This window comes from Paenibacillus sp. FSL K6-4396 (assembly GCF_038002525.1).
In the GTDB taxonomy this organism is placed as follows: domain Bacteria; phylum Bacillota; class Bacilli; order Paenibacillales; family Paenibacillaceae; genus Paenibacillus; species Paenibacillus amylolyticus_B.
Genome location: NZ_JBBOCR010000001.1, coordinates 1,395,045 through 1,414,553, shown reverse-complemented (window position 1 = coordinate 1,414,553; position 19,509 = coordinate 1,395,045). Strand labels below are relative to the sequence as shown.

The window sequence follows — 19,509 nt, the reverse complement described above, 5'->3', positions numbered from 1 at the left end:
TGGAGCGTCTCGCTCACCAGATCCAACCCAGATCGGCGTATTTCTCCCAATCTTCCTCGGTCTCTGCACTCGCTAACTACTTCCTCATCCACCATCTGTCCAACACTACTCATGCACATCCACCGCCCCCAGAACGGCGACCTGACTCGCGGTCATCTCGATATTCTGGTCACTCACACCGTTCACGGTCAGTTCCGAATAGTCAATAATCGGCGGAATATCCAACAGAATCGCGGCAATGCGAGTGTAACGAACGAGTGGATCGGCAAAAGCCAGCTGTTTCAAATACGCGGTCACCCCGCGTTCGATCAATGACCGTACATCGACCAACGTCGCATCACTTGCCAGCGTTAGCTTCACATGAATGTTCATCGGCACTTCCTCGGCTGGCATCACGGACACCACTGGCCCTGCCGGTGCCACGCCTTCACCCTGTCCATCTTGCGTTGGGTCAACGTACTTCTGCACCGCTGCTACCAGATCGGTACCCGCAGCACGTTTGTCTGTGTCTAACAGATACAATCCCACCGTGCCTGGCCCCTGCCATAACGGAATAACCCGCGTTGCACCTACACTTGGTACTTCACTGGCCCATTGCACATATTGCGACTTGTTGCCGCTGGTTCCTTGGTTGCGGACTTTGGCATAAAAGCGTTCCAGCAGTGCCATATCGGCCTCAATATCCGCACCGCCTTTAATCACCTCAACGTTCGTGACAGAAGTCACGCCACTTACAGGTGTAGAGAGCACAGTTACCGTGCCCGCAGGCACATTACTCTCTTTTCCAGCAACAAGCGCTCGCACGCCTACCACCCCGGAACCATCTGAATCCAGTTCGAAACGTCCCATTGTCTCATATTCGAGCGAAGCTTCAGCAGACACTTCATCCGCGAGCGTAGCCACGACCGTACCCGCAGGCACCACTTTAGCCGGAGTACCCACGAACCTCACCGCACCTTGTGCCGCCACCGCAGCTCGCCGTGTGATGCCGTGCTCTCCCGCCCGCAGATCCAGCTCTTCCGAACGAAAATTCGGATCACTGCTCGCAGCCGTACTTGCAAACCCCCGCCGAAGTAATTCCTGTGCCCACAAAGCCGCTTCAGACAGCATAAACGCTACCGGAGCCTCCGCATCCCACAGAAACGACCCTTCCGACTTATCCAGATCCGCGGGCAGACGATCCAGCATGCGCTGCATAATCTGTTCCTCCGTCTGGTCCTCCAAATAACGCGGAATCTCAGCCATCCCGTCAGATCACCTCACTTTCCAGAATAAACATCTCTTCCTGCACACTCGCCACCCGGCAGGAGAACATGCACTGTTCCCTATTCCAATCAAACGTGAACTGGTCTACCAAATCCGTGCGTGGATCAGCCAGCAACGTCTCCGTCACCATCCGGGTAATCTCACTTTCCATCACGCCCCGACTGTCACCCTGCCCCACCAGATCCTCCAATTCCGAACCGTAGTTCCGGGAATAGATCACATGTCTGTACCTTGGCGTTTTTACGGCCTTAATGCACCACTGCACCCAGGCTTCGTGTGTACCCGCCGCAGCTACTTTGCCACTTGGAGTCAGCACAAAATCTCCTGCATCGTAATCGAATCGCCAGCTTCGCCCAAAGCGCACCTCTTCCGAAGCCGCCCCCGACAGATCCTCCTCATCTCCCCAGACCACACCCGTTTCCGGGAACAAACTAGGCATTGGCACTCACCACCTTACACAGCACCACAATGTCGTTACCGCCATTCACCCGCATCGCCAGTACGCGATCTCCCGCTTTCAATCCTTTACCAAGAGACCACACCGCTTCTTCCACTTCCTCTTCTTGCAAAAGAAACCGTCCCGTGCCCGTCGTTCCGCCGTTTGCCACGTCAGATATACCGGAAATCGCGCCAGCAGCCTCGCGCTCCGGCAGTCCAAGCGTGCCCGGCAACTCGGCCACGAGATAATCCTGCACTTCGTGCTTGAAATCATCCAGCTTCACACCGGATGAGGTCATCGTACCCAGTACCGCGCCCAGCCCGCTTACAGCCTGACGAGAATGTGTACTCATCGCCCCCCGCATGACATCAGCAAAATGCCCATATGGATCATCTTTATTCAAGGTAATACCTCCTTTTCACCAGCTCGGCTGTCCCCAGTTCCAACGTCATCGTTCCAGGTCCGGCAGACAGATCACGGCTAACCGACATGACGATCAGTTTCAGCCCTTTTGACAGCACTGCGTCCCCGGCGCGAATCGTATTTACATCCGGTGCGGAGATCGTAAAAGTCTCCTGAATCCCCGTCAGCTTGCTTTTTGCCAGCTTCTTCGCGGCGGCGGCTGTTTTCACCTGATCATCCTCGATCAGTTTTTGCAACGTACCTAGCTGCTCCGTATCACTCTGCTCAATCGCCAGCACTTTCGAAGGTACCTCTTTGCCACTACCGCTGGACTCAGACGCTGCCATCACCTTTACTTTCGTGACTGCGCCTTCGAGTGTCCGCAACTGCGTCAGATCTATTAGCCGATCCAGCGCGTGTACCTTTGTATTGCTGCCTATCTTAAACAATTGCAGCCCACCAGGCGTCATCCGCGGATGATACATATCTCCCCCGGACTTAGCCGTTTCTTTCAGATCGGCAAATATCATCGCAAATATGGTCTGCGACCGATACACCGCCTTACCCAGCTTGGTCTTGATCTCCGGCAGAGCAGCCAGAGGAATTTTCCATTCCTTGGCGTACGCTTTAAGCCGCTGTACAGCGGTCTGATCCTTGGGAAACAGGAATTCGTCCTCTGATTTTTCAAGATAAATCATGCGGTCGTAGACCGTGAGGGACAAACGCTTGGTGCCACTATTGGAGCTTTCCGCCTCCCAAATGACCGCTGGATGCAGCAGATGTACCTTCGACTTTTCGCCAAAAGGAACCCCACTGATCCGCACCGCCATCCCCGGTGAAATGGCCGGCAGACCGGAAGATGCCGACACCGCCAGCCTTATGTTCGCCTGATAGGCGATCTGGTCGAGCGAATCCTTCAGCGTAATCGTCTCAACCAACTTGGTAATATCATATTTATCATCGACAATGACCTTGTAGGTCATGGCATCACCAGCTTTTGTCCGGGCTTGATCCGGTTTGGATCACTGCCAATGATTTTCGTATTGAGCTTGTAAATCTCGTTCCATTTGGAACTATTTCCGAGTTCAAGCTTAGCTATTTTGGACAAAGAATCCCCGGCTTTGACGGTGTACGTCTTGCTACTTTTTTTCAGATCGGTACGTGAACCGGACTTGCTTGCGGCTGCCCCTGAACCCACCTTTTCCACTTTGGAATCCCGCCAGGTTCGCAGGGTCAGGTCGAAATAAATATCTCCCGTCTCCCCGCCGCGAAAGCTCGAATTAAGCGAAACAAGAAATACAGGAACGTTTACTCCGGTTTCGGAGATGATGAAACGCAGTGGCTTTTTGGATATGAGAAAAGTGTTCAACACATTCATCGCCACGCGTGGATCCAGAAAATATTTTTCATCCATGCAATAGGACGGATCATATCGTTTTGGAAAAAAAGAAGAGAAGGTGATCTCCTTTACCTTCTCCCCCTGCGCAAAATCAAACTCGCCATGCTCCAGCATATTAATCGTTTCATACCCTTTGGACCTGGAGATACTCACCTCTTCCGGGTTCACCGGGAATTGAAATGGAGTGCCGCCATCCTTCAGCGTAAATGACATTTCGTTAGGCCCTACTTCATCTTTAAGTACAGACATACACGGCCTCCTTTCTGCTTAGGCCATAATCGTTTTGCGATTTTGCATCGCACGGCGGAACTCGTTAGAGATCCGTTGCCCCACCTGGTGAGAAACTGCGTCATAATCAATAGCGTTCTCCCGAACGGTCACTTGTACCGTACCCGGTGCAATATTCACAGCAATCTGGTTCGTCGTTTCCGTTTTGAAATCCTTCAAGTATCCGGACAGACTGCTCATCTGATCTTCGGAAATACGCACTGTGAGCGGCGAAGCTTTCTCATTGGGTTGACCTGCGTTATTCATTGCTACCGCTTGGGATTGCATCACACTTGTTCCCATAAGACCCGCAGCCGTAGGTGAACCAAATCGATTGTTCATGTAGGCTTCTGGACCGGTGATCGATAGAACTGCCGGCCTGTATGGAGGCGGCATCTGAGGTGCTATCGGTGGAGGGGGTGGTGTCTGCGTTGCTACAGGTGTTGAGGGTGACGTTATGACCGCTGCGGCTGGGGCGGTCTGCTCTTCCTTTTTAGAACCGAAACCAAAAAAACCTGCAACCCCATTGAACAAATTCGTCGTTTTCTCCGCCACGTAACTCGCTCCCTCAGAAGCAAATTTTGCTACTTTTGAGATGTCTTCCGCGTTGTTTTTTAGGAATCCACCTACCTTGTCACCCAGCCAACCGCCTGCCTTTTCACCCAGCCAACCGCCTATTGAACCGCCCAGCATGTTCCCAACCACCGGAATTGGAATTACACTGCCAAGTACGGTACCAATAGCTGTTCCTACTGCATTACCAGCAACCGAACCCACCGCACGAGCACGATCCTCAGGTGGGGCGCTTGCAAGTTCTTTAATATTGTTATACATACGGAGTGGTGCGAACAATTTTCCCGCTCCTTTAACGAGGTTGCCACCAAGCTTGCTTATGATGCCAGACCCACCACTGCCTCCTGCCCCACTTCCGTTTCCACCTGCACCAAAGAGACCTTTTACATCGCCCCACAATCCATCGAATCCACCGATCAAATCGGACCCTGCGGACGAGAAATCATTCACAAACTTTGCCCCACGTTTTGTAACCTTGAACGCCTTTTTCAATTTATTCCCCGGTGTGGCAGGTGTTGTGATTTCTTTCCATAGCTTCTTCCCACTATTTCTTGCATCAAAGACTTTCCCCACACCAGATGAGATTGATTTCCCACGATCAAACATACCTTTCATCTTCTGCAAAAAAGTTTTCGGTTTCTCCTCTTTTCCTCCTGCTGCAATATTAAGAGAATCCAGTTTGGCACTAAGCTTAAGAATTGATATCGTATTCGTATTTAAAGCATCCATCAGTGGCTGAGAATTTACATTAACGGATACTCCTGAGATTTGATGTCTGACTTTAAACTGTACTTTGGCTGTAGCGTGCAACAGCTTAGAACGAATCTGTTTCATTTTCCCAATCAAACCATGGAGTACTGGAGTAGCTTGATCATTAAGACCAATCGTTGGTGTGATTCTCAATCGACTCAAGCGTACAGCGGTACTATAGATACTTTCCAGTCTGCGCCCAGTCATTCTCAGCTCATTGTTTACTTTGATCAGTCCCTGATAGCGAACCCGGTTTAATCGGTCAGTGGATCGCTGGATTTGATCGAGGTAACGAAGTGTCGTCTTCATTTGTGTGTTGGATTTGGACAAACCTACAATCATTTCTGCCATTTTTTCACCTCCTGTCCTATTTCGTTATCGATTCATTTGCGAAGTTATCGCTGACATTTCCTCTTCCGAGAACGCAATTAACAGCGAGCGCTCCCCGCGTGGCAAAGACCAGAACTCTCCGGGCCGGAGATGATGACGCACCCACATGTGATACAGGAACGTGGTCATCCCGCCGGAGTGAATCAGTTTTTTAGGTCTTCAATCTCCACACCAAAGCCGGACAGCTCCAGCACTTTATCGCCTACGGCATCCAATTCACCAGCCAGCAACATACGACGTACTGCCTGTTCGCCACCAGACAGCTTCATGCGGTCGGTAATGCGAGTGTCTCCCCAGCCAGACAGTTCCAAGCTGCGGACCTTCAATTTCACGGTTGCTTCAGAAATGAGCAGCGCGTTAAACGTTTCGGTGTCCACCTTTTCCTCGGTGCGGCCTTTGGTCGTTTTTCGAATGGTACAGCGTTCGCGAATGTGATCCACTTTGGAAGACGTCAGTCCACGCAAGGTCAACAGCAGATCCAGACGCTGAATGCGCACATTCTCCTCTGGCAAACGTTCTGCTGCTTCAAACAACTGATCCAAAATCTGTTCTTCGGACATATTTTCATTCATACTCATCTGGCGTTATCTCCTTCTTGTTCACATTTGGCAATCATAATGTTACACTAGCCACTCCGATGACAGAATAACCTTCCGATCGCTGTTATCCCCAGATTTTTTTGATTCCCCTCTTCAAGGGAAAATCCGGGGATAAAGGCGAACGCTCCGCTTCTTCACGTTGTTTCTGTCCTCTCCGTTACCGTGTAGATACTAAATTTTCTTTAAGTAGACAACAAAGAGACCGAGATCATCTCGGCCTCCATTAAAATCCTTTTTAGTTTGCCACAATTGGATTCAGTAACTCAAATCCTTCGAACGTAAAGCCCGTTTCCTCCGGTACTTCCTCACCCGCTGTCCAGTTGGCAAGCTGGATTTTGTCCACCATGCAACCTCTCAGCAATACACTCTCATGTCCATACGATTCAGGGTCGTTCAGCTTGGAAATAATCTCGAATTTGGTGAAGCCGCGCTGGATCATATCCGAAGTGACTTTGTAGCCCGTCATCGTGCCTGTTCCTTTTTTCGCACCGTTTTTGTGCACCTTCCAGTCGTTCCCGACCAGGTTCAGCTCACGCTTTTCAATCTCCACACTCGCTTCCAACTTGTTAATGTTTGTCTGCCACACACCATCGATATGCAGCTGACCATGGGTACCGAGAATCACTCTTGATGCATCCAACATATTTTTTCCTCCTTAAAATTTAAAAATCGCGTTTTCCTTCCACACAACCTTATTGCACGTAAAATGTACCAAACAACTGCTCCATCACATCGGTCAGCTTCACATTCCATTGCAGGAATACCTGATCCGCTTCCGGTTTGAGAACTGGAGCAGTGCCATAATACGCCGGATCGAGAATGACATCATAACCGTCAGCTTCAATCACATTGCTCTGTGCGAGCAGCGCCAAATAGGCCTTCATGGCACTAATCAGTGCCTGACGACCCTCTTCGGTATTGTTTACTTTACCGATATACGTATCTTCCGCGGAGCGTTGCAGATCCGTGTTGATGGCGTCCAACACACGAATGGAACGAATTTTTTTCCACGCATTATTCTGTCCAGCGGCCGGCGTTACTAGTGTGTTTACACCGCGAAGTGCTTTCACCTGACGTCCATCATGGAAGAAAATAAATACACCATTCTGTACTGCCTGCTCCTGTTCTGCACGCGTCCAGCGACGTGTCACATCATCGAACGGTGTAGCTGCGTAAGTGGTGGATTGGTTCAGACGTTGTCCGGCGATCAGTCCCGCGACATAGGCGGACGTTTCCGCCGAGCTGTAGAATACATCTCCAAGACGCACGCCTGTACCAACGTTAATTACACCTTCATGGTTGAGCGCAAGCGAACGTGCTGCTGCTTTTTGTGCTGCTGTAGCAGAGGTATCATCCGCTGCGGAACCGCCAAACACAGCCATCACCGGCTTGCCTTCACCACGCACACGTTTCACCCATGCCGCAAAGCTCGCAAGCAGAGGTGCATCAGCAGCCTGATCCAAAGCCAAGACGTCGAATTGCTCCCCTTCCAACTCACCCTGTACAGCAATGTACTCTGCATTGGTCAAGTCATCGTTACCACTTACGCCGCCTTTGAGTGCCGCACCCGCAACAGTTGCAACTACACCTGCACCATCGCCAATCGCCTGCGCTGTCACCCAGACATTTCGTTCATCCGCGTTAATCTCTTTTGCCAGAGAAGCTGCTGTAATATCCGCTGTCAGGAGCGCATACAACATCCGGTTACCTTCAAAAAGGCGCACTTCATGTTTCGTATTATCAATCACACCTGGCTGGATGGTGACGTAGAATCCATTTGCACGATCCCCCGGATACTTCGCATCCAGTTGCAGCACATTGGCATCACTGCTGTCCTTCAAAGATAGCGTAGCTGCTTTGGCCGCAGCACTTGCTACCCGATAAGCGAGCAACTTCTTCGGCCCACCCAACAGGGCGAGCTTCAAGGACGTATACGCCGTACCGTTATCCAGCACATTCGCCGCATAAATACGTTCAATCGCCGCTTCGCTTCCTACCTCAACAAAAGTCCCTACCGGACCCCAGTTGGCCTTGATTGGCACAACGACCGTCCCCCGCGTACCCGCTTGAATGGCCGAGGATGCTGCCGCCTGAAAATTCATATATAAGCCCGGAAGGACCGGACGATTTGTTTGCTCCCAAGTTCCACCTGCCATTATCCCTTCACCTTCGCTTTCATAAATTGGTTAATTCGTTCTTGCGTTTCTTCAATGGAAAACGTCTCTTGCGCCGCTTCGTACAGCGCACCGTACAGCACCTCTGCCTTAACGGCAAAGAGGGCTTCTGCATGATTCATCAATTCTGCCCGTGTATACCGCGGGGCTGCCTGTTTGCTTTTTTTCACTGAGCTTGCCATGGCCATCTCACCTCATTGTTGGACTACTGATTTCGTGAATCGTTGATCTTTAAGCTTAACCTATGAATTTTCGATCCTAAGAACCTATGAATTTGAAGCTACATTATTGATGCTATACCAATCTACTCAAAGCTATAATCTGGAACCACTCTTAATAGAGGGTTCCTCTCGACTAACGTTTACTCCATGCCTTTGCTATGGTGAATCTCACGAATCAAAGGTACATTCGTACCCGGACGACGAATTCGCTGTTGCAACGTCAGGCGAATCTGACCATTCAGATAGGCATCTGCCTGTAAATCTGCCGTGACTTCATCCACTGTGATATATCGCGTGATACCTTCTTGCTCTTCGCCACCCGTTTCAGTGACGGCAAGACGAGATTGCACTGCAAGTTGCCGGACCAACCGAGTAACGGTCTGCCGTGTTAGCACCGAATGATCGGTGAGCACATGCCCAATCCACTGTTGTCGAACTTCCAATGCCGAAGTCCCCGCCACAGACGTGCTACATCCAGCCAATCGCCATAACACAGACGGCTTCTCGTACCCACCAGGCCATACATCCCCATATACCGACCAGTTCGAGCCAAGCTCCTGCTGTGTCCAGCCTTGAAGCGCAGCTAAACATGCGTCCTCTGTTTCAACGAGAGCAGTTCCCGAGTCTTCGGGAACATACACTCCGAATCGCAGACTGCGCGTAAGCATACCAGACCCTGCATCCACCCGATCACTATCTGAAGAACCCAGATAGATGCAGGTGAAGGCTCCACCTGCTTCGTCAATCAGTCTTACCTGGTGCAATCCATTGATTAGATGGGCTGACCAAGCTTCCACTTGTTCAGCGCCGCCATCTTCCGGACGAACGTATGGTGAAATTTTAATGATCCGTCGATATCCCGCCCAGGTAGACTTCGGCACTTCTTCAGCAAACGCAACCACTGCACAAGGGCCCGCCAACACTTCGCCTGACGCAGGTACATCCAGCACACGACCATCCCAATCTGGAACAAGTACCGCGAGCTTCTGTTTCAGCGTTTTTTTAATGAGCGTACTCACTTTACTAGTACTCACGGCAGTGCTAATTTCATTTCTCATAGACACATTCATTTCGCCCCCTTTGGCTGCAAGTTTGAGATCTGCCCACACGATGCAGCGACAGTGCAGCAGCAGTAGACTCCCCCTTTTAACTCAGAGTCTGTATGCTATCGAACCATTACAGGGGCTACATTCACCGCATCAAAAAGACCGGCCACCTGGCCGGTCTGTACATTAGCGTATGTGCTTTCGGTGCGTCCCTTGTTATTGATCCGATAATACAATCTTACACCCTTTCATCCCTAGCGCGGATGGTGTTCCGTACGACTTCGGTGCGATTAAGGGAGTCGTTCGGGTGGAAAAAAGACGATACTTGAATCATCCTTAAAAGGATACCTAAGTAAGCATTAAAATTAAGAACAAATAATTGATAAATTTATCCAAATATATTAATATTTCATTATCAAATTCGTTGCCACTTACTTAAAACAGAGAGGAATGCCAATGAGTAAAACATTCAAGATCACTTCACTTGTCGTCTTATCATTTATACTCGGGATATCCTGCTGGGCTTATTTCGGACTGCTTGGTAATCCGCTCAAGAAAAATGATGCTGAACAACAGGTAACCACTTACCTGATCGAACAGAAAGGTTACTCCCCCGAACAGCTTATCGAAGTAAAAGGGACTTACTCTTCAAAAAGTTCTGAAGCACCTTACGGTGCCTCCGTAACATTCGCGGATGAACTCAAAGCGAAGTATCAATATATCATTTTTAACAATGGCGAAATTAAGCAGTACAGTCATACCAGTGATGATCCCAAACATGAGGAGCCCATGGTGAGATAACAGTTTAGTTTAGCGTAACCTTCGGATTCAATGTGATCTCAAATGCACGGCCCCAGATGAAATCGGGATTCGCATATTCCAACAGCGCACTGCCATATGTGGCATAGGACAATTCGTCATTACAGATCTGCTTAATCGCCACATTGCCTGACTGGAAGGCTGTTTTATTCGCAAGCGCCGTGGTATACGTCTGCATCAAATCACGGAGCAATGTTTGCAGATGGGCATAGTCTTCCTCCGAGTTAAACAGCAACATATTTTGATCCGAAAGGGTAGCCACGTTGGTATACAGCGCATGGGCTCGGGAATATGTGCGGATCTCTGCAATGGCTACCGCTTTGTAGTAATAATCCTTCAGGAAACGCTTAAATAACAGTGAGCCATGCGCGTTCATCGCATCGCGCAACTTATGGTCATGCTTCTCTGTTGTGATCAACGCGTACCTCGACTGTCCCATGCCTACAGCAATACCGATTTTGTTACCTGGTGTATTCCAAGCACTGTAACCCAGAACCCGTCCGGTATATGGACTGTTTAGCAACGCTTCAGCAACATCAACGTTGGCTGGCCCTTTACCCACAAAATCAATCAATACCGAAGGCAGACCTTGCTCACTATTCAGCGTCAACTGCTCCAATGCAGCCTGCACCTGATCCAGAGCCGTAATCGCAATAATCTCAATGTCGATGCTTGTGTTCTCCCCGGAATTACCCGGGTGACCCTTGGTCATACGATCCAGTTCGGAAGCCATATCAAATGGAACAACTTGCTCGACTGATACAGCCACCAGCTGTTCATTATCCACACTAGTCATCGGATCCGTCACCACCTCCGGTTCAGGATATGCCGAATCCACCACAAGCACACCGCCCACAATATCCACGTGACGAACCACATTCTCGTGTACATCCATGTACTCATACGTGTTAATGATCGTATTGCCGTGAGGACCAAAATATTTCACGCCGTAACGTGTCCTCGCCCCACCTCGGAACAACTGGTTAGCCATGCGAGCGACCAAAGCGTGCCCCAGACCATCTGCATCCGGCAAAATGATAGCACGATCCGGATTTTGTCCATTGGTTCCACCCAGCCATTCATTGATCCGCGCTTCTACATATTTGATTTCATTGATCTGAACACCCTGGGTGTTAGCATCGTCAACACCAACTGCAAGGAAATCGATATAACCTGTGCGAGCCAGTTGATCCAAAATGTACAGATTTGTTTTGAATTTATGCTGTCTTGTGTTGTAATACTGTTCTTTATCAAAATAGGTCGTTGTCCCATATTCCACCCCATCGGGGGACAGGTTATATCCTTGAATAATATCCTCAAACTCGGTGTGCGTCTGACGTGGCTGTTGCATCAACGCACGGGACTCATTATATGCGTCGAGCGCCAAGCCATCTGCAAACGAGGTTGTAGCCAAACGCATGATGGTATCCATTACAAATACGGGTTTGCGTGGGTATTTCTGCTTGATCACGCGGATCACATCCAGCAAACGAGTGGTCTCTTCATCGTATTCTGGATAGGTGCCTCCTCCATCTTCGCGAAGCTGACGACTGCCAATCAGACCGCCATAGGCGAGCATATCGGATGAGATAATGAATCCGTCGACCTTGGCAGCATGTTTCAGAATAAAGTCATGAATTTTAGACGGTTTGCCATACACAGGCGTGGAGGTGCCGAGCAGCGTTGTGCCATCTACGGTTTTCTCCGAGTCCAGACGATTCTTAATATCACTCAGGTTCGGTGTAACGATATGGATACCGGCTGCTTTCCCTTGCACAATCACATCATCCAGATTCGCTGGACGATCATCCAGTGGAACATACAATACTGTTTTCATATCACGTAGCCTCCTGTTATCTGTTTAGTCTTTAATACCCGATCAGGGCAAGGATGCAATCACCGAATTAAAAAACCAGCCCCATGGCCGGCTGTACTTTAGCGTATGAGCTGTCGGTGTGTCTTCCTTGCTGCTGATCCGATAATACCATTTTACCTCCTTTGCCCACTTGCGCTGATGGTAAACGGGATGAATTACGCATGAATGTGGTCGTCTCTATGGCGGTTAAATGCCGATTTCTGGCGAGAAAATCCTATCGATAATCCAACCAAACCCATCCTGATGATGTTTATATGACATAAGTAGCTTTCAAATTCTACAAACTATAAAGGATGGATATGACCATGAAAAAGAGGTATTTCTTCTATCTTTGGATTGCTGTCACCAGTTATATGGCGGGCCCCGCTATGTATGCGTTGGCGATGTACATCTTATATCAGGAAACAGATGTTGTAACAACATCTCTCATTGGATGGACCGCGGCAACATTCTTATCCGTTGGTATCCTGTTTATCCTGATCACAGTCATCGTGCTACGAGTGTTCAACATCTATTATTTCTGGCTGCAAACCCTGCTCTTCGAGTTGTTTTTCCTTGTCCTCGTCTATATGACCACTGTTCTTCTTGGGGCTGGCAACAGGGGACTGCCCAAGCTGTCCTTTCTATTTACACCCGAAGGCATCTCCTTATGGATGTTCTGGGGGAGTATTGCACTTATGAGCTCCTGGGGAATATGGGCAGCGCGTCAGCCCGTACGAAAATCACCATACATGCTGGTGTCCAGAGTCATGCTGATCCTGTTTATCCTTGAAATTTGGCCCCGTTAAACAGGTACAGGATGCCCACAATTCGGTAGACCAGAATAATGTCTAGAAGGGGTGTCCGTCATGACGGACACCCCTTCTGAAATGTATGTTTTATCTCACGCGATGATATAACGAAAGTTCTCCCATGTTTCTGGTACGGGCTCCCCGTTCTTGGCATGATGATAGAAGCTGAACGGGAATTTGAACACATGACCTCCGTTCCAGTCACGGGAACGTCTGTCGGTGAGCCAGTATTCCAGTTCATGAGGAAGCGCCACTGATCGTTCCGCTCGTGCTAATGGCAGCAGATCTACGGGTGATTGCAATGTCGGCATCGCCTGTTCAATATCCACATCTCGGCTTAAGCGCAGTGCCTTCACCATGGTAAGGAAAGGTGGGATGCCTTTGTGGAATAATGCCGGATAACCCAGTTCATATAATATGTTAAGCGCATGTCCATAGGTCAGCATATGACCGATCAGATCATGATGCGCTTCCGCGTGATAGATAGTCTGGAAAGCAACAAGCTCATCCAGAATCAGACGTGACAACTGAACTGGATCTTCAATATCAGGGAAACCATCGCTTTTTTCCGGCTTCAGACTGCGAATTTCTTTCATCGTTGTGTTCATCCAAGATCTTCCCGGGATGGTTCGATCGAATGAATCGATCAGTTCAACCAGCCGACCAATATCCTCCGCAGTGCCCCATCCATCCAGTTCGCGAATAGCTTTCAGACTGATTGCCCCGTAGATGGCCTGGTGTCCAACCCAGTGCAGTTCTCCAATCGTTCGATCCAATGCGTCCGTAATACGCGCCTCGGCATCTTCCCTGGGCATCATCTCACCAATCGGAGAGGTCTGACCAGGGCTGATTCCATGCTGGCGAAGCATGGCTTTTGCTTCGGCCGTAACACTGCCGGCGGCAAGGGCAGTGAGACGATTTTCCCGTACCCAAAAATATGCCGCAATTGCACCCGCCCCATAATGGGCGTGCCACAGATCTCCTGTACGTTCCCGACTGGAAACGATAATCGCAAGTCCATCTTCCAACAAACGTCGATCCAAGCTTGCCACCACCCTTCATCATATGTAAACCCATCAGAGAAACTACCCTGGAATGAATAATTAAAGCGTTTACTTCTATAACATGATGGAATTGCTCCACATATGCCCGTTTTGCCCCGGAATGCAAAGTTTAGCCAATTCGAAGCTTGCCCACCCCACGGATGGATACTTCCAGCGGATAAATCTCTGCTTTTTGCGTAGAGAAAAACCACGTCCGATCCTTCTTCACCACAATAAATAAACCATGTACATCTCCTACAGGAGCAAAGGTATCACTAACCTCACCCCAGCGCGTGAGTCCAATCCGCTGAAGCTCATTCACCGTAGACAGAACATCCTCCGTCACTAGGCCAATCTCACACACCTGTAATATATCTTGCGTCGAGAAGTCATGGTCACTCTCGTTTTGAGTACGATGATGAGCAATCAGCTCGATAATATTGCCTGCCGGATCTTCGAAATAGAGAGAATGAGAGTTCCAGTTAGTAGAGTACATCTCTTCCCGATCTCCTTCTCTGCTTAAAACAACACGTGATGCAGCCCACTGCTTCGCTTGCTTGAACCGATTCGTCGGAATCGACCAGGCCACATGATAAAAGGGCTCACGATCTGTTTCACACGATTTGAAAATCATCTTTGTCCCTCCAACCTCCAGGTTGAAAGCCTGATCTGTCGCATTGGACACCTCCATTCCCAACGTATCACGATAAAAATGCTTGAGGTCCTCCAGCCGTGTTGTATATAACTTTAATTCTTCAATCATCATACGGTCTTCTCCTGCGTCTCCTCCCACTGACTCCACGGCACCATGCCAAGTTCAGGCTTCGCTTCATCCGGGAGCATGGCGATGAATTCAAGCAAATGACCATCCGGATCGTTAAAATATACAGATACCGCAGGCATCCAGCCGAAGACGTACAGTTCACCGATATCATCATTCAGGAAGTTCTGTGTCTTGATCCCTTTGTTCTCCAAGTGAGCCACCGCATGTTTCATATCCTCCAGAGATACATGAAAAGCAAAGTGTTGACGTTTCACCTCGGAAGGATCCTTTTGCCACAATCCCAGCATGGCGTTGCCTTTTCCACCAATCCAGTAGAAGGAGTTTCCGCGTTCTTTCTGCCCATAGGCATGGGGTAAACCCAGGACCGTTTCATAGAAATGATGGGATCTCTCCAGATCCGTCACGTTTAGATGTGTTTCAAATATGCCTGTAATCATAATGCTCAACCTCTTTTCCTTTTCCGATTTTTCATCTTCGTTTGTTCTCAACTCATGGTTGAATTCCGCGCATTCGTTAACGTCTGGGCCAGATTTAAAAACGATCCAATGACCCGTTGCACCCGGTCCTCTATATCCTGACTGCCTTCGTACTCTTCGTATCCGTCAAAGGTCGCTTCGAATCGTCTACGCTGCGCACCACCAATGGATATCCACTCTTGGGCATTAATTCCATGCAGATTGCGAACAATTGCCTGCAGTTGTAAAAGGGAACTTACCCCCACCGCTCCACCAGAGGAGCTGATGGACAGGACCGGCTTACCGCTGAAATGAGCCTGACTCAGGTGATCCAGTGCATTTTTGAGCACACCGCTAATACTGCCGTGATACTCTGGTGTTGACAAGATGATTGCATCAGCCGCGAGCATACGTGTACTCAGGTCTGCCAGATGTTCATGATCCGCTTGTTTTTCATCTGGCGCGTAGAATGGAAGTGGTGTCTGATACAGATCAAACAGGCTGGCCTGATGTCCCTGACCTCGAATAATCTCCACAGCATACTCTCCCAGACGTGTACTGGTTGCATTGTTCCGATTGCTTCCTGCCAAAATAACAATATTCATTCATGTCACTCTCCTTGGTTTTTAATAATTCAAACTCTCATGTTTCAACCGATCTGTTATTTCTACTCTTATCTTACCTTTCTTTTGCATCCAAATCGTCAGCAGATAGACTTAACTTGAAATACCAAAAAACTCAACCTTTAGGTTGAGTTTATACGACTTAAGTATGAAGATATGTCGGAAATGGTCAGACGACCCAGCCGTTTCTTACGGCGTGAAGAGCCGCTTGCGTCCGATCCGCCAGACCCAGTTTGTCGAGCAGATGACTAACATGGGTTTTAACCGTTTTTTCGGTAATGACCAATTGAACCGCAATTTCCTTGTTGCTCAGCCCTTGAGCAATCAGCCCCAGAACCTCTTGTTCACGGCGAGTGAGCATATCCAGACCACCTAGGGATGCTTCAGTGGAATTCTTCGTCTGCTTAAGCTCTTGGAATTGACTATCTGCTGACCGATCTGTCGGTATATACTGTGGTTGCTGTTCATTTATAGACCAATCGGATGAAGCCATCACATGCATCAATTGACCTGCTGCGGCGGGATGCAATTCTACCTGACCTGCATGCACATTGCGAATGGCCACAGCCAGATCCTCCGGTTCAATATCTTTGAGCAGATACCCCTTCACCCCTGCACGCACAGCAGGAACCACATGATCCTGATCGGAAAACGATGTGAGTACAATAATTCGCGTTGCTGGCATTAATGTGCGCAGTCGTCTGGCTGTTTCGATTCCGTCCATAATCGGCATATGCAGATCCATTAATACCACGTCAGGTTTTAACGCTTCCGCCTGCGATAGTGCTTCCTGCCCGTTCGATGCTTCGCCCACAACCTTCATGTCTTGCTGTGTGGTCAAAAAAACGTGCAAACCTCGTCTCACCATCGCATGATCATCTGCGAGCAAAATCGTAATCGGCATCTCTTCTTCCCCCTGACTTTATACAGATTCGAACGGAAGTGGAATGACTGCCGTTACTGTTGTTCCCTTACGGGAAGAACTCACTATTTCTAAGCTGCCTCCGAGCGATTGAGCCCGTTCCTTCATAATGGACAGGCCCAGGGAGCTTCCAGACGACGCTTTTGGCCTGTTCGCACCACCTTTTCCCTGATCTGTGACGGTGAACACCACTTCATGATTACTTAACTTGAGGGTGACCTCAGCAGAAGGAACATCAGCGTGTTTCCGTACATTATTCAGCGCTTCCTGTCCGATTCGCCACAATGCTTCTTCTATATTACGCGGTAAAGACCGCATTCCCGTCCGATTCATCACCACTTGAAGCCCCTGGCTGGTGCCGTATTCCTGTAGCGCATGGAGCAACCCTGCTTCCAGTCCCGCGGGACGGAGCTGCATAATCAATGCGCGCATTTCCTTGAGAGCCTCCTGAGACAAAGCCCGAATATCCTTCATCGCTTCCGCTGCCGGGTGCAGCTGCTCGGAGCCGGTTAACATACTTTCCGCGCCTTTAGCCGTTAACGATAGTGAAAATAAAATCTGATTAACCGAATCATGCAGATCGCGAGCCAACCGGTTTCTCTCTTCCAGTCGTGCCAGTTCGCGGCGATTCTCCACCAGCTTCAGACTCTCCCATGAGGCAGCAATATGCTCGGCCAAAGCCTCCAGCACTTCACGGTCTGCCTGCGCAGGACCTGCTGTTCCTATTCCGATCACCAGAATTCCCGTTTCCCCTGGCGTATGGTACGGAAGGGGAGCAGCAATTCCCACGGCAATGGAATTCATAGCCTGGTCAGGCTTGCACAGGGTAAATATCTCAGCAATCTCTATTGCAGATAGAGATGTAGCACGGTGACTATTGATTACATGGTTAATGTGGCTGGTCACTTCTGAAGATAACGGAGTACTTGATAACGTTCGAACCTTATCATCTGCACAGGCTGCCTGCAAAACGAACATTCCGTTTTTCTGCTGAATAATAGTAGCAAAAGGCCAATCATAATGCTGCCCAAGCAGCTGTACAACTTTTAAAGAAAAAGCATCCGAATTGCTGCATTCGTTCACTACAAGACCCAAAGCTGTGCTGAACTCCCCCAGCTTGGCATACAGATCAGCTCGTCGCTGCTCCGCGCGATACAATCTCATCCGCTCTACCGCACTACCAATCTGGTACGCCACGCCCTGTAACAGCGCCAGTTCACTGTCGCTGAAATGTTCCTTGGCTGGCGCAGCCACGTTGAGCAGGCCGAGCATCTTCTCACCTGACCTTAACGGGACGGTTGCATGGTGGGTAATATCATGGGTATCTCCCCATTGGAATTCCACCGCATCCTCTAACCGTTTACAGTTAATGATGTTGACCGCATGATTGAGTTGACCGTCCTTAAAGCGGTTCACACACCAGCAGGTACCCGTTCGCATGGGCTCCTTATCTTTACGCAGTAATGCCGGAGGCAGATTGTAATCCGAAACACAGGCATAGTCTCCACGTTCATTAATCAGAAACATCCAGCCTGCCGTTAATCCGGTCAACTCCAGTAATTTGCCGACCACGGTATCCAGCATTAAGTTCAGATCATTGGACGTATTGAGTGTTTCCGCGATTGTCTTCAACGTGACCATTTCCTGCATTCCGACTTCTTCCGACATGGCAGACTTCTCTCCTTTGGCTGTGCCAACTGTGGTTTGTTCAACTATTGTAACCAATCCACCTTGGATATTAAAGGATCAACTTCTTCAATCGCTCACTCAGCCCAGCTTCTGTCGCTCTTTGCGGGACACAGACAAAGGCTCCATATTAATCAGACCTCGATCTGACAAAGCTAGCGCCATTTTGTAGAAAGCACGTGTACGAATCTTCGTATACGTATCCTTGCTGACAGGCGGATCAAACACATGGTTATACACTTTATAGTCAAACACATCATCGTCTTTCAGATATCGTTCACAGACGAGAACACGTTCCTTTTCACTTAGACGGGACACCACAAAATCAATCGTATCGCAATATGCCTGACGTGCGCGCTGCACGTCCACATTGTGAATTGCCGTTCTCGCCGTGGAATCCCCCGTCACATTGGTTGCACCGTGGAAACGCTCGGCATAACTTGCCGTCACCATAACCTCTCGTTCTTCAAATGCAATGGTCTTATAAATGCGGTATTTTTCCAGCGCAGCCTCAACAGCTGTTTGCGTTTTACGTCGGTCCAATTCGGGCAGCATCAATTCCATATTTATCTTCCTCCTTTAACATTAGGTATAGAATGAAAGTCTAGTAGCTTCGCATATTCACTCTGATGACAGAATAACCTTCCGATCGCTGTTATCCCCGGATTTCTTTGATTATATTTTCCAAAGTGGAAATCCAGTGATAAAGGCGAACACTTCGCTTCTCCAGCTTTTTTCTGCCCTCTTCGTTCTTGCGTACCTTAAAATTCATTCTATAAAAGTTAAACCCTCATGCTCTCATCTTTATTAGAGTTATCCAGATCTCTGAAATAATAACGACATTTTTTAAATTTCTCCTGTTGCCTTTTGGAATAACTCCAAACCGCTATAATCCGGGGAATTTCATTATTCAGAAGGTCATCCCAACAAGTCTACCCTATCTAAACGTTACATTTTGTTCGTATAGTGTTCGTATTTCTATTT

General features: G+C 48.9%; 21 protein-coding genes. 2 read left to right on the top strand and 19 right to left on the bottom strand.

Annotation, left to right across the window (positions count from 1 at the left end):
* Window positions 1-105: 105 nt before the first annotated feature.
* From MHB85_RS06235 to MHB85_RS06185, 11 genes are all read right to left on the bottom strand, one after another.
* Complete coding sequence (locus MHB85_RS06235; protein ID WP_341072630.1) at window positions 106-1,245, bottom strand: baseplate J/gp47 family protein; 1,140 nt, start codon at window positions 1,243-1,245, stop codon at window positions 106-108.
* Between the two features lie 4 nt (window positions 1,246-1,249).
* Window positions 1,250-1,705: a DUF2634 domain-containing protein gene (locus MHB85_RS06230; protein ID WP_341072629.1), complete on the bottom strand. Its 456-nt coding sequence runs from the start codon at window positions 1,703-1,705 to the stop codon at window positions 1,250-1,252.
* On the bottom strand, window positions 1,698-2,108 hold the full coding sequence (locus MHB85_RS06225) for a hypothetical protein (protein WP_341072628.1): 411 nt from the start codon (window positions 2,106-2,108) through the stop codon (window positions 1,698-1,700). Before MHB85_RS06225 ends, MHB85_RS06230 begins: the two co-directional genes overlap by 8 nt.
* Window positions 2,101-3,090: an XkdQ/YqbQ family protein gene (locus MHB85_RS06220; protein WP_341072626.1), complete on the bottom strand. Its 990-nt coding sequence runs from the start codon at window positions 3,088-3,090 to the stop codon at window positions 2,101-2,103. The genes MHB85_RS06225 and MHB85_RS06220 overlap by 8 nt, the downstream gene beginning before the upstream one ends.
* A complete protein-coding gene (locus tag MHB85_RS06215; RefSeq protein ID WP_341074202.1) occupies window positions 3,087-3,719 on the bottom strand; it encodes a LysM peptidoglycan-binding domain-containing protein in 633 nt (210 codons plus the stop codon). Before MHB85_RS06215 ends, MHB85_RS06220 begins: the two co-directional genes overlap by 4 nt.
* Before the next feature lie 54 nt (window positions 3,720-3,773).
* Window positions 3,774-5,447 (bottom strand): hypothetical protein, encoded by a 1,674-nt coding sequence (locus tag MHB85_RS06210; protein ID WP_341072625.1) that lies wholly within the window; start codon window positions 5,445-5,447, stop codon window positions 3,774-3,776.
* 182 nt (window positions 5,448-5,629) lie between these two features.
* Window positions 5,630-6,064 (bottom strand): phage tail assembly chaperone, encoded by a 435-nt coding sequence (locus MHB85_RS06205; protein WP_192133000.1) that lies wholly within the window; start codon window positions 6,062-6,064, stop codon window positions 5,630-5,632.
* A gap of 256 nt (window positions 6,065-6,320) precedes the next feature.
* Window positions 6,321-6,728, bottom strand: a complete 408-nt coding sequence (locus tag MHB85_RS06200; RefSeq protein ID WP_036611426.1) for a phage tail tube protein — start codon at window positions 6,726-6,728, stop codon at window positions 6,321-6,323.
* 49 nt (window positions 6,729-6,777) lie between these two features.
* Complete coding sequence (locus MHB85_RS06195; RefSeq protein WP_192132998.1) at window positions 6,778-8,241, bottom strand: phage tail sheath subtilisin-like domain-containing protein; 1,464 nt, start codon at window positions 8,239-8,241, stop codon at window positions 6,778-6,780.
* Window positions 8,241-8,441 (bottom strand): hypothetical protein, encoded by a 201-nt coding sequence (locus MHB85_RS06190; RefSeq protein ID WP_192132995.1) that lies wholly within the window; start codon window positions 8,439-8,441, stop codon window positions 8,241-8,243. Before MHB85_RS06190 ends, MHB85_RS06195 begins: the two co-directional genes overlap by 1 nt.
* 179 nt (window positions 8,442-8,620) lie before the next feature.
* Window positions 8,621-9,538, bottom strand: coding sequence for a hypothetical protein (locus MHB85_RS06185; protein WP_341072623.1), 918 nt, complete (start codon window positions 9,536-9,538; stop codon window positions 8,621-8,623).
* Between the two features lie 444 nt (window positions 9,539-9,982).
* Between MHB85_RS06185 and MHB85_RS06180 the strand changes: the two genes are divergently transcribed.
* Window positions 9,983-10,327 carry a YfjL-like protein gene (locus tag MHB85_RS06180; protein ID WP_192132991.1) on the top strand — a complete coding sequence of 115 codons (345 nt, stop codon included), beginning with the start codon at window positions 9,983-9,985 and terminating at the stop codon, window positions 10,325-10,327.
* Between the two features lie 4 nt (window positions 10,328-10,331).
* Here the strand turns inward: MHB85_RS06180 and MHB85_RS06175 are convergent, their stop codons facing one another.
* Window positions 10,332-12,182, bottom strand: a complete 1,851-nt coding sequence (locus tag MHB85_RS06175; RefSeq protein WP_341072622.1) for a DUF4127 family protein — start codon at window positions 12,180-12,182, stop codon at window positions 10,332-10,334.
* 344 nt (window positions 12,183-12,526) lie between these two features.
* On the opposite strand from MHB85_RS06175, the gene MHB85_RS06170 reads away from it, so the two are divergent.
* Window positions 12,527-13,009 (top strand): hypothetical protein, encoded by a 483-nt coding sequence (locus tag MHB85_RS06170; RefSeq protein WP_341072621.1) that lies wholly within the window; start codon window positions 12,527-12,529, stop codon window positions 13,007-13,009.
* Between the two features lie 95 nt (window positions 13,010-13,104).
* Here MHB85_RS06170 and MHB85_RS06165 read toward each other — a convergent pair whose 3' ends face one another.
* From MHB85_RS06165 to MHB85_RS06135, 7 genes are all read right to left on the bottom strand, one after another.
* Window positions 13,105-14,064, bottom strand: coding sequence for a hypothetical protein (locus tag MHB85_RS06165; RefSeq protein WP_210109545.1), 960 nt, complete (start codon window positions 14,062-14,064; stop codon window positions 13,105-13,107).
* Window positions 14,065-14,185: 121 nt separating this feature from the next.
* Window positions 14,186-14,821: a VOC family protein gene (locus tag MHB85_RS06160; protein WP_341072620.1), complete on the bottom strand. Its 636-nt coding sequence runs from the start codon at window positions 14,819-14,821 to the stop codon at window positions 14,186-14,188.
* Entirely contained in the window at window positions 14,818-15,276 is a 459-nt protein-coding gene (locus MHB85_RS06155; protein ID WP_341072619.1) for a VOC family protein, read from the bottom strand. The genes MHB85_RS06160 and MHB85_RS06155 overlap by 4 nt, the downstream gene beginning before the upstream one ends.
* A gap of 47 nt (window positions 15,277-15,323) precedes the next feature.
* Window positions 15,324-15,899, bottom strand: a complete 576-nt coding sequence (locus tag MHB85_RS06150; RefSeq protein ID WP_341072618.1) for an NADPH-dependent FMN reductase — start codon at window positions 15,897-15,899, stop codon at window positions 15,324-15,326.
* A gap of 187 nt (window positions 15,900-16,086) precedes the next feature.
* The gene (locus MHB85_RS06145) at window positions 16,087-16,821 is read right to left on the bottom strand and encodes a response regulator transcription factor (RefSeq protein ID WP_341072617.1); all 735 of its coding nucleotides are present in this window, start codon (window positions 16,819-16,821) and stop codon (window positions 16,087-16,089) included.
* Between the two features lie 18 nt (window positions 16,822-16,839).
* On the bottom strand, window positions 16,840-18,564 hold the full coding sequence (locus tag MHB85_RS06140; RefSeq protein WP_341072616.1) for a GAF domain-containing sensor histidine kinase: 1,725 nt from the start codon (window positions 18,562-18,564) through the stop codon (window positions 16,840-16,842).
* Window positions 18,565-18,606: 42 nt separating this feature from the next.
* Entirely contained in the window at window positions 18,607-19,089 is a 483-nt protein-coding gene (locus MHB85_RS06135) for an ArpU family phage packaging/lysis transcriptional regulator (RefSeq protein WP_192132983.1), read from the bottom strand.
* Window positions 19,090-19,509: the final 420 nt, after the last annotated feature.

Excerpts from the sequence above, each read along its gene's own strand:
- MHB85_RS06235 (WP_341072630.1), bottom strand. The coding sequence starts at position 1,245 with ATGGCTGAGATTCCGCGTTATTTGGAGGACCAGACGGAGGAACAGATT.
- MHB85_RS06230 (WP_341072629.1), bottom strand. The coding sequence starts at position 1,705 with ATGCCTAGTTTGTTCCCGGAAACGGGTGTGGTCTGGGGAGATGAGGAG.
- MHB85_RS06220 (WP_341072626.1), bottom strand. The coding sequence starts at position 3,090 with ATGACCTACAAGGTCATTGTCGATGATAAATATGATATTACCAAGTTG.
- MHB85_RS06215 (WP_341074202.1), bottom strand. The coding sequence starts at position 3,719 with ATGTCATTTACGCTGAAGGATGGCGGCACTCCATTTCAATTCCCGGTG.
- MHB85_RS06210 (WP_341072625.1), bottom strand. The coding sequence starts at position 5,447 with ATGGCAGAAATGATTGTAGGTTTGTCCAAATCCAACACACAAATGAAG.
- MHB85_RS06205 (WP_192133000.1), bottom strand. The coding sequence starts at position 6,064 with ATGAGTATGAATGAAAATATGTCCGAAGAACAGATTTTGGATCAGTTG.
- MHB85_RS06200 (WP_036611426.1), bottom strand. The coding sequence starts at position 6,728 with ATGTTGGATGCATCAAGAGTGATTCTCGGTACCCATGGTCAGCTGCAT.
- MHB85_RS06195 (WP_192132998.1), bottom strand. The coding sequence starts at position 8,241 with ATGGCAGGTGGAACTTGGGAGCAAACAAATCGTCCGGTCCTTCCGGGC.
- MHB85_RS06190 (WP_192132995.1), bottom strand. The coding sequence starts at position 8,441 with ATGGCAAGCTCAGTGAAAAAAAGCAAACAGGCAGCCCCGCGGTATACA.
- MHB85_RS06185 (WP_341072623.1), bottom strand. The coding sequence starts at position 9,538 with ATGAGAAATGAAATTAGCACTGCCGTGAGTACTAGTAAAGTGAGTACG.
- MHB85_RS06180 (WP_192132991.1), top strand. The coding sequence starts at position 9,983 with ATGAGTAAAACATTCAAGATCACTTCACTTGTCGTCTTATCATTTATA.
- MHB85_RS06175 (WP_341072622.1), bottom strand. The coding sequence starts at position 12,182 with ATGAAAACAGTATTGTATGTTCCACTGGATGATCGTCCAGCGAATCTG.
- MHB85_RS06170 (WP_341072621.1), top strand. The coding sequence starts at position 12,527 with ATGAAAAAGAGGTATTTCTTCTATCTTTGGATTGCTGTCACCAGTTAT.
- MHB85_RS06160 (WP_341072620.1), bottom strand. The coding sequence starts at position 14,821 with ATGATGATTGAAGAATTAAAGTTATATACAACACGGCTGGAGGACCTC.
- MHB85_RS06155 (WP_341072619.1), bottom strand. The coding sequence starts at position 15,276 with ATGATTACAGGCATATTTGAAACACATCTAAACGTGACGGATCTGGAG.
- MHB85_RS06150 (WP_341072618.1), bottom strand. The coding sequence starts at position 15,899 with ATGAATATTGTTATTTTGGCAGGAAGCAATCGGAACAATGCAACCAGT.
- MHB85_RS06145 (WP_341072617.1), bottom strand. The coding sequence starts at position 16,821 with ATGCCGATTACGATTTTGCTCGCAGATGATCATGCGATGGTGAGACGA.
- MHB85_RS06135 (WP_192132983.1), bottom strand. The coding sequence starts at position 19,089 with ATGGAATTGATGCTGCCCGAATTGGACCGACGTAAAACGCAAACAGCT.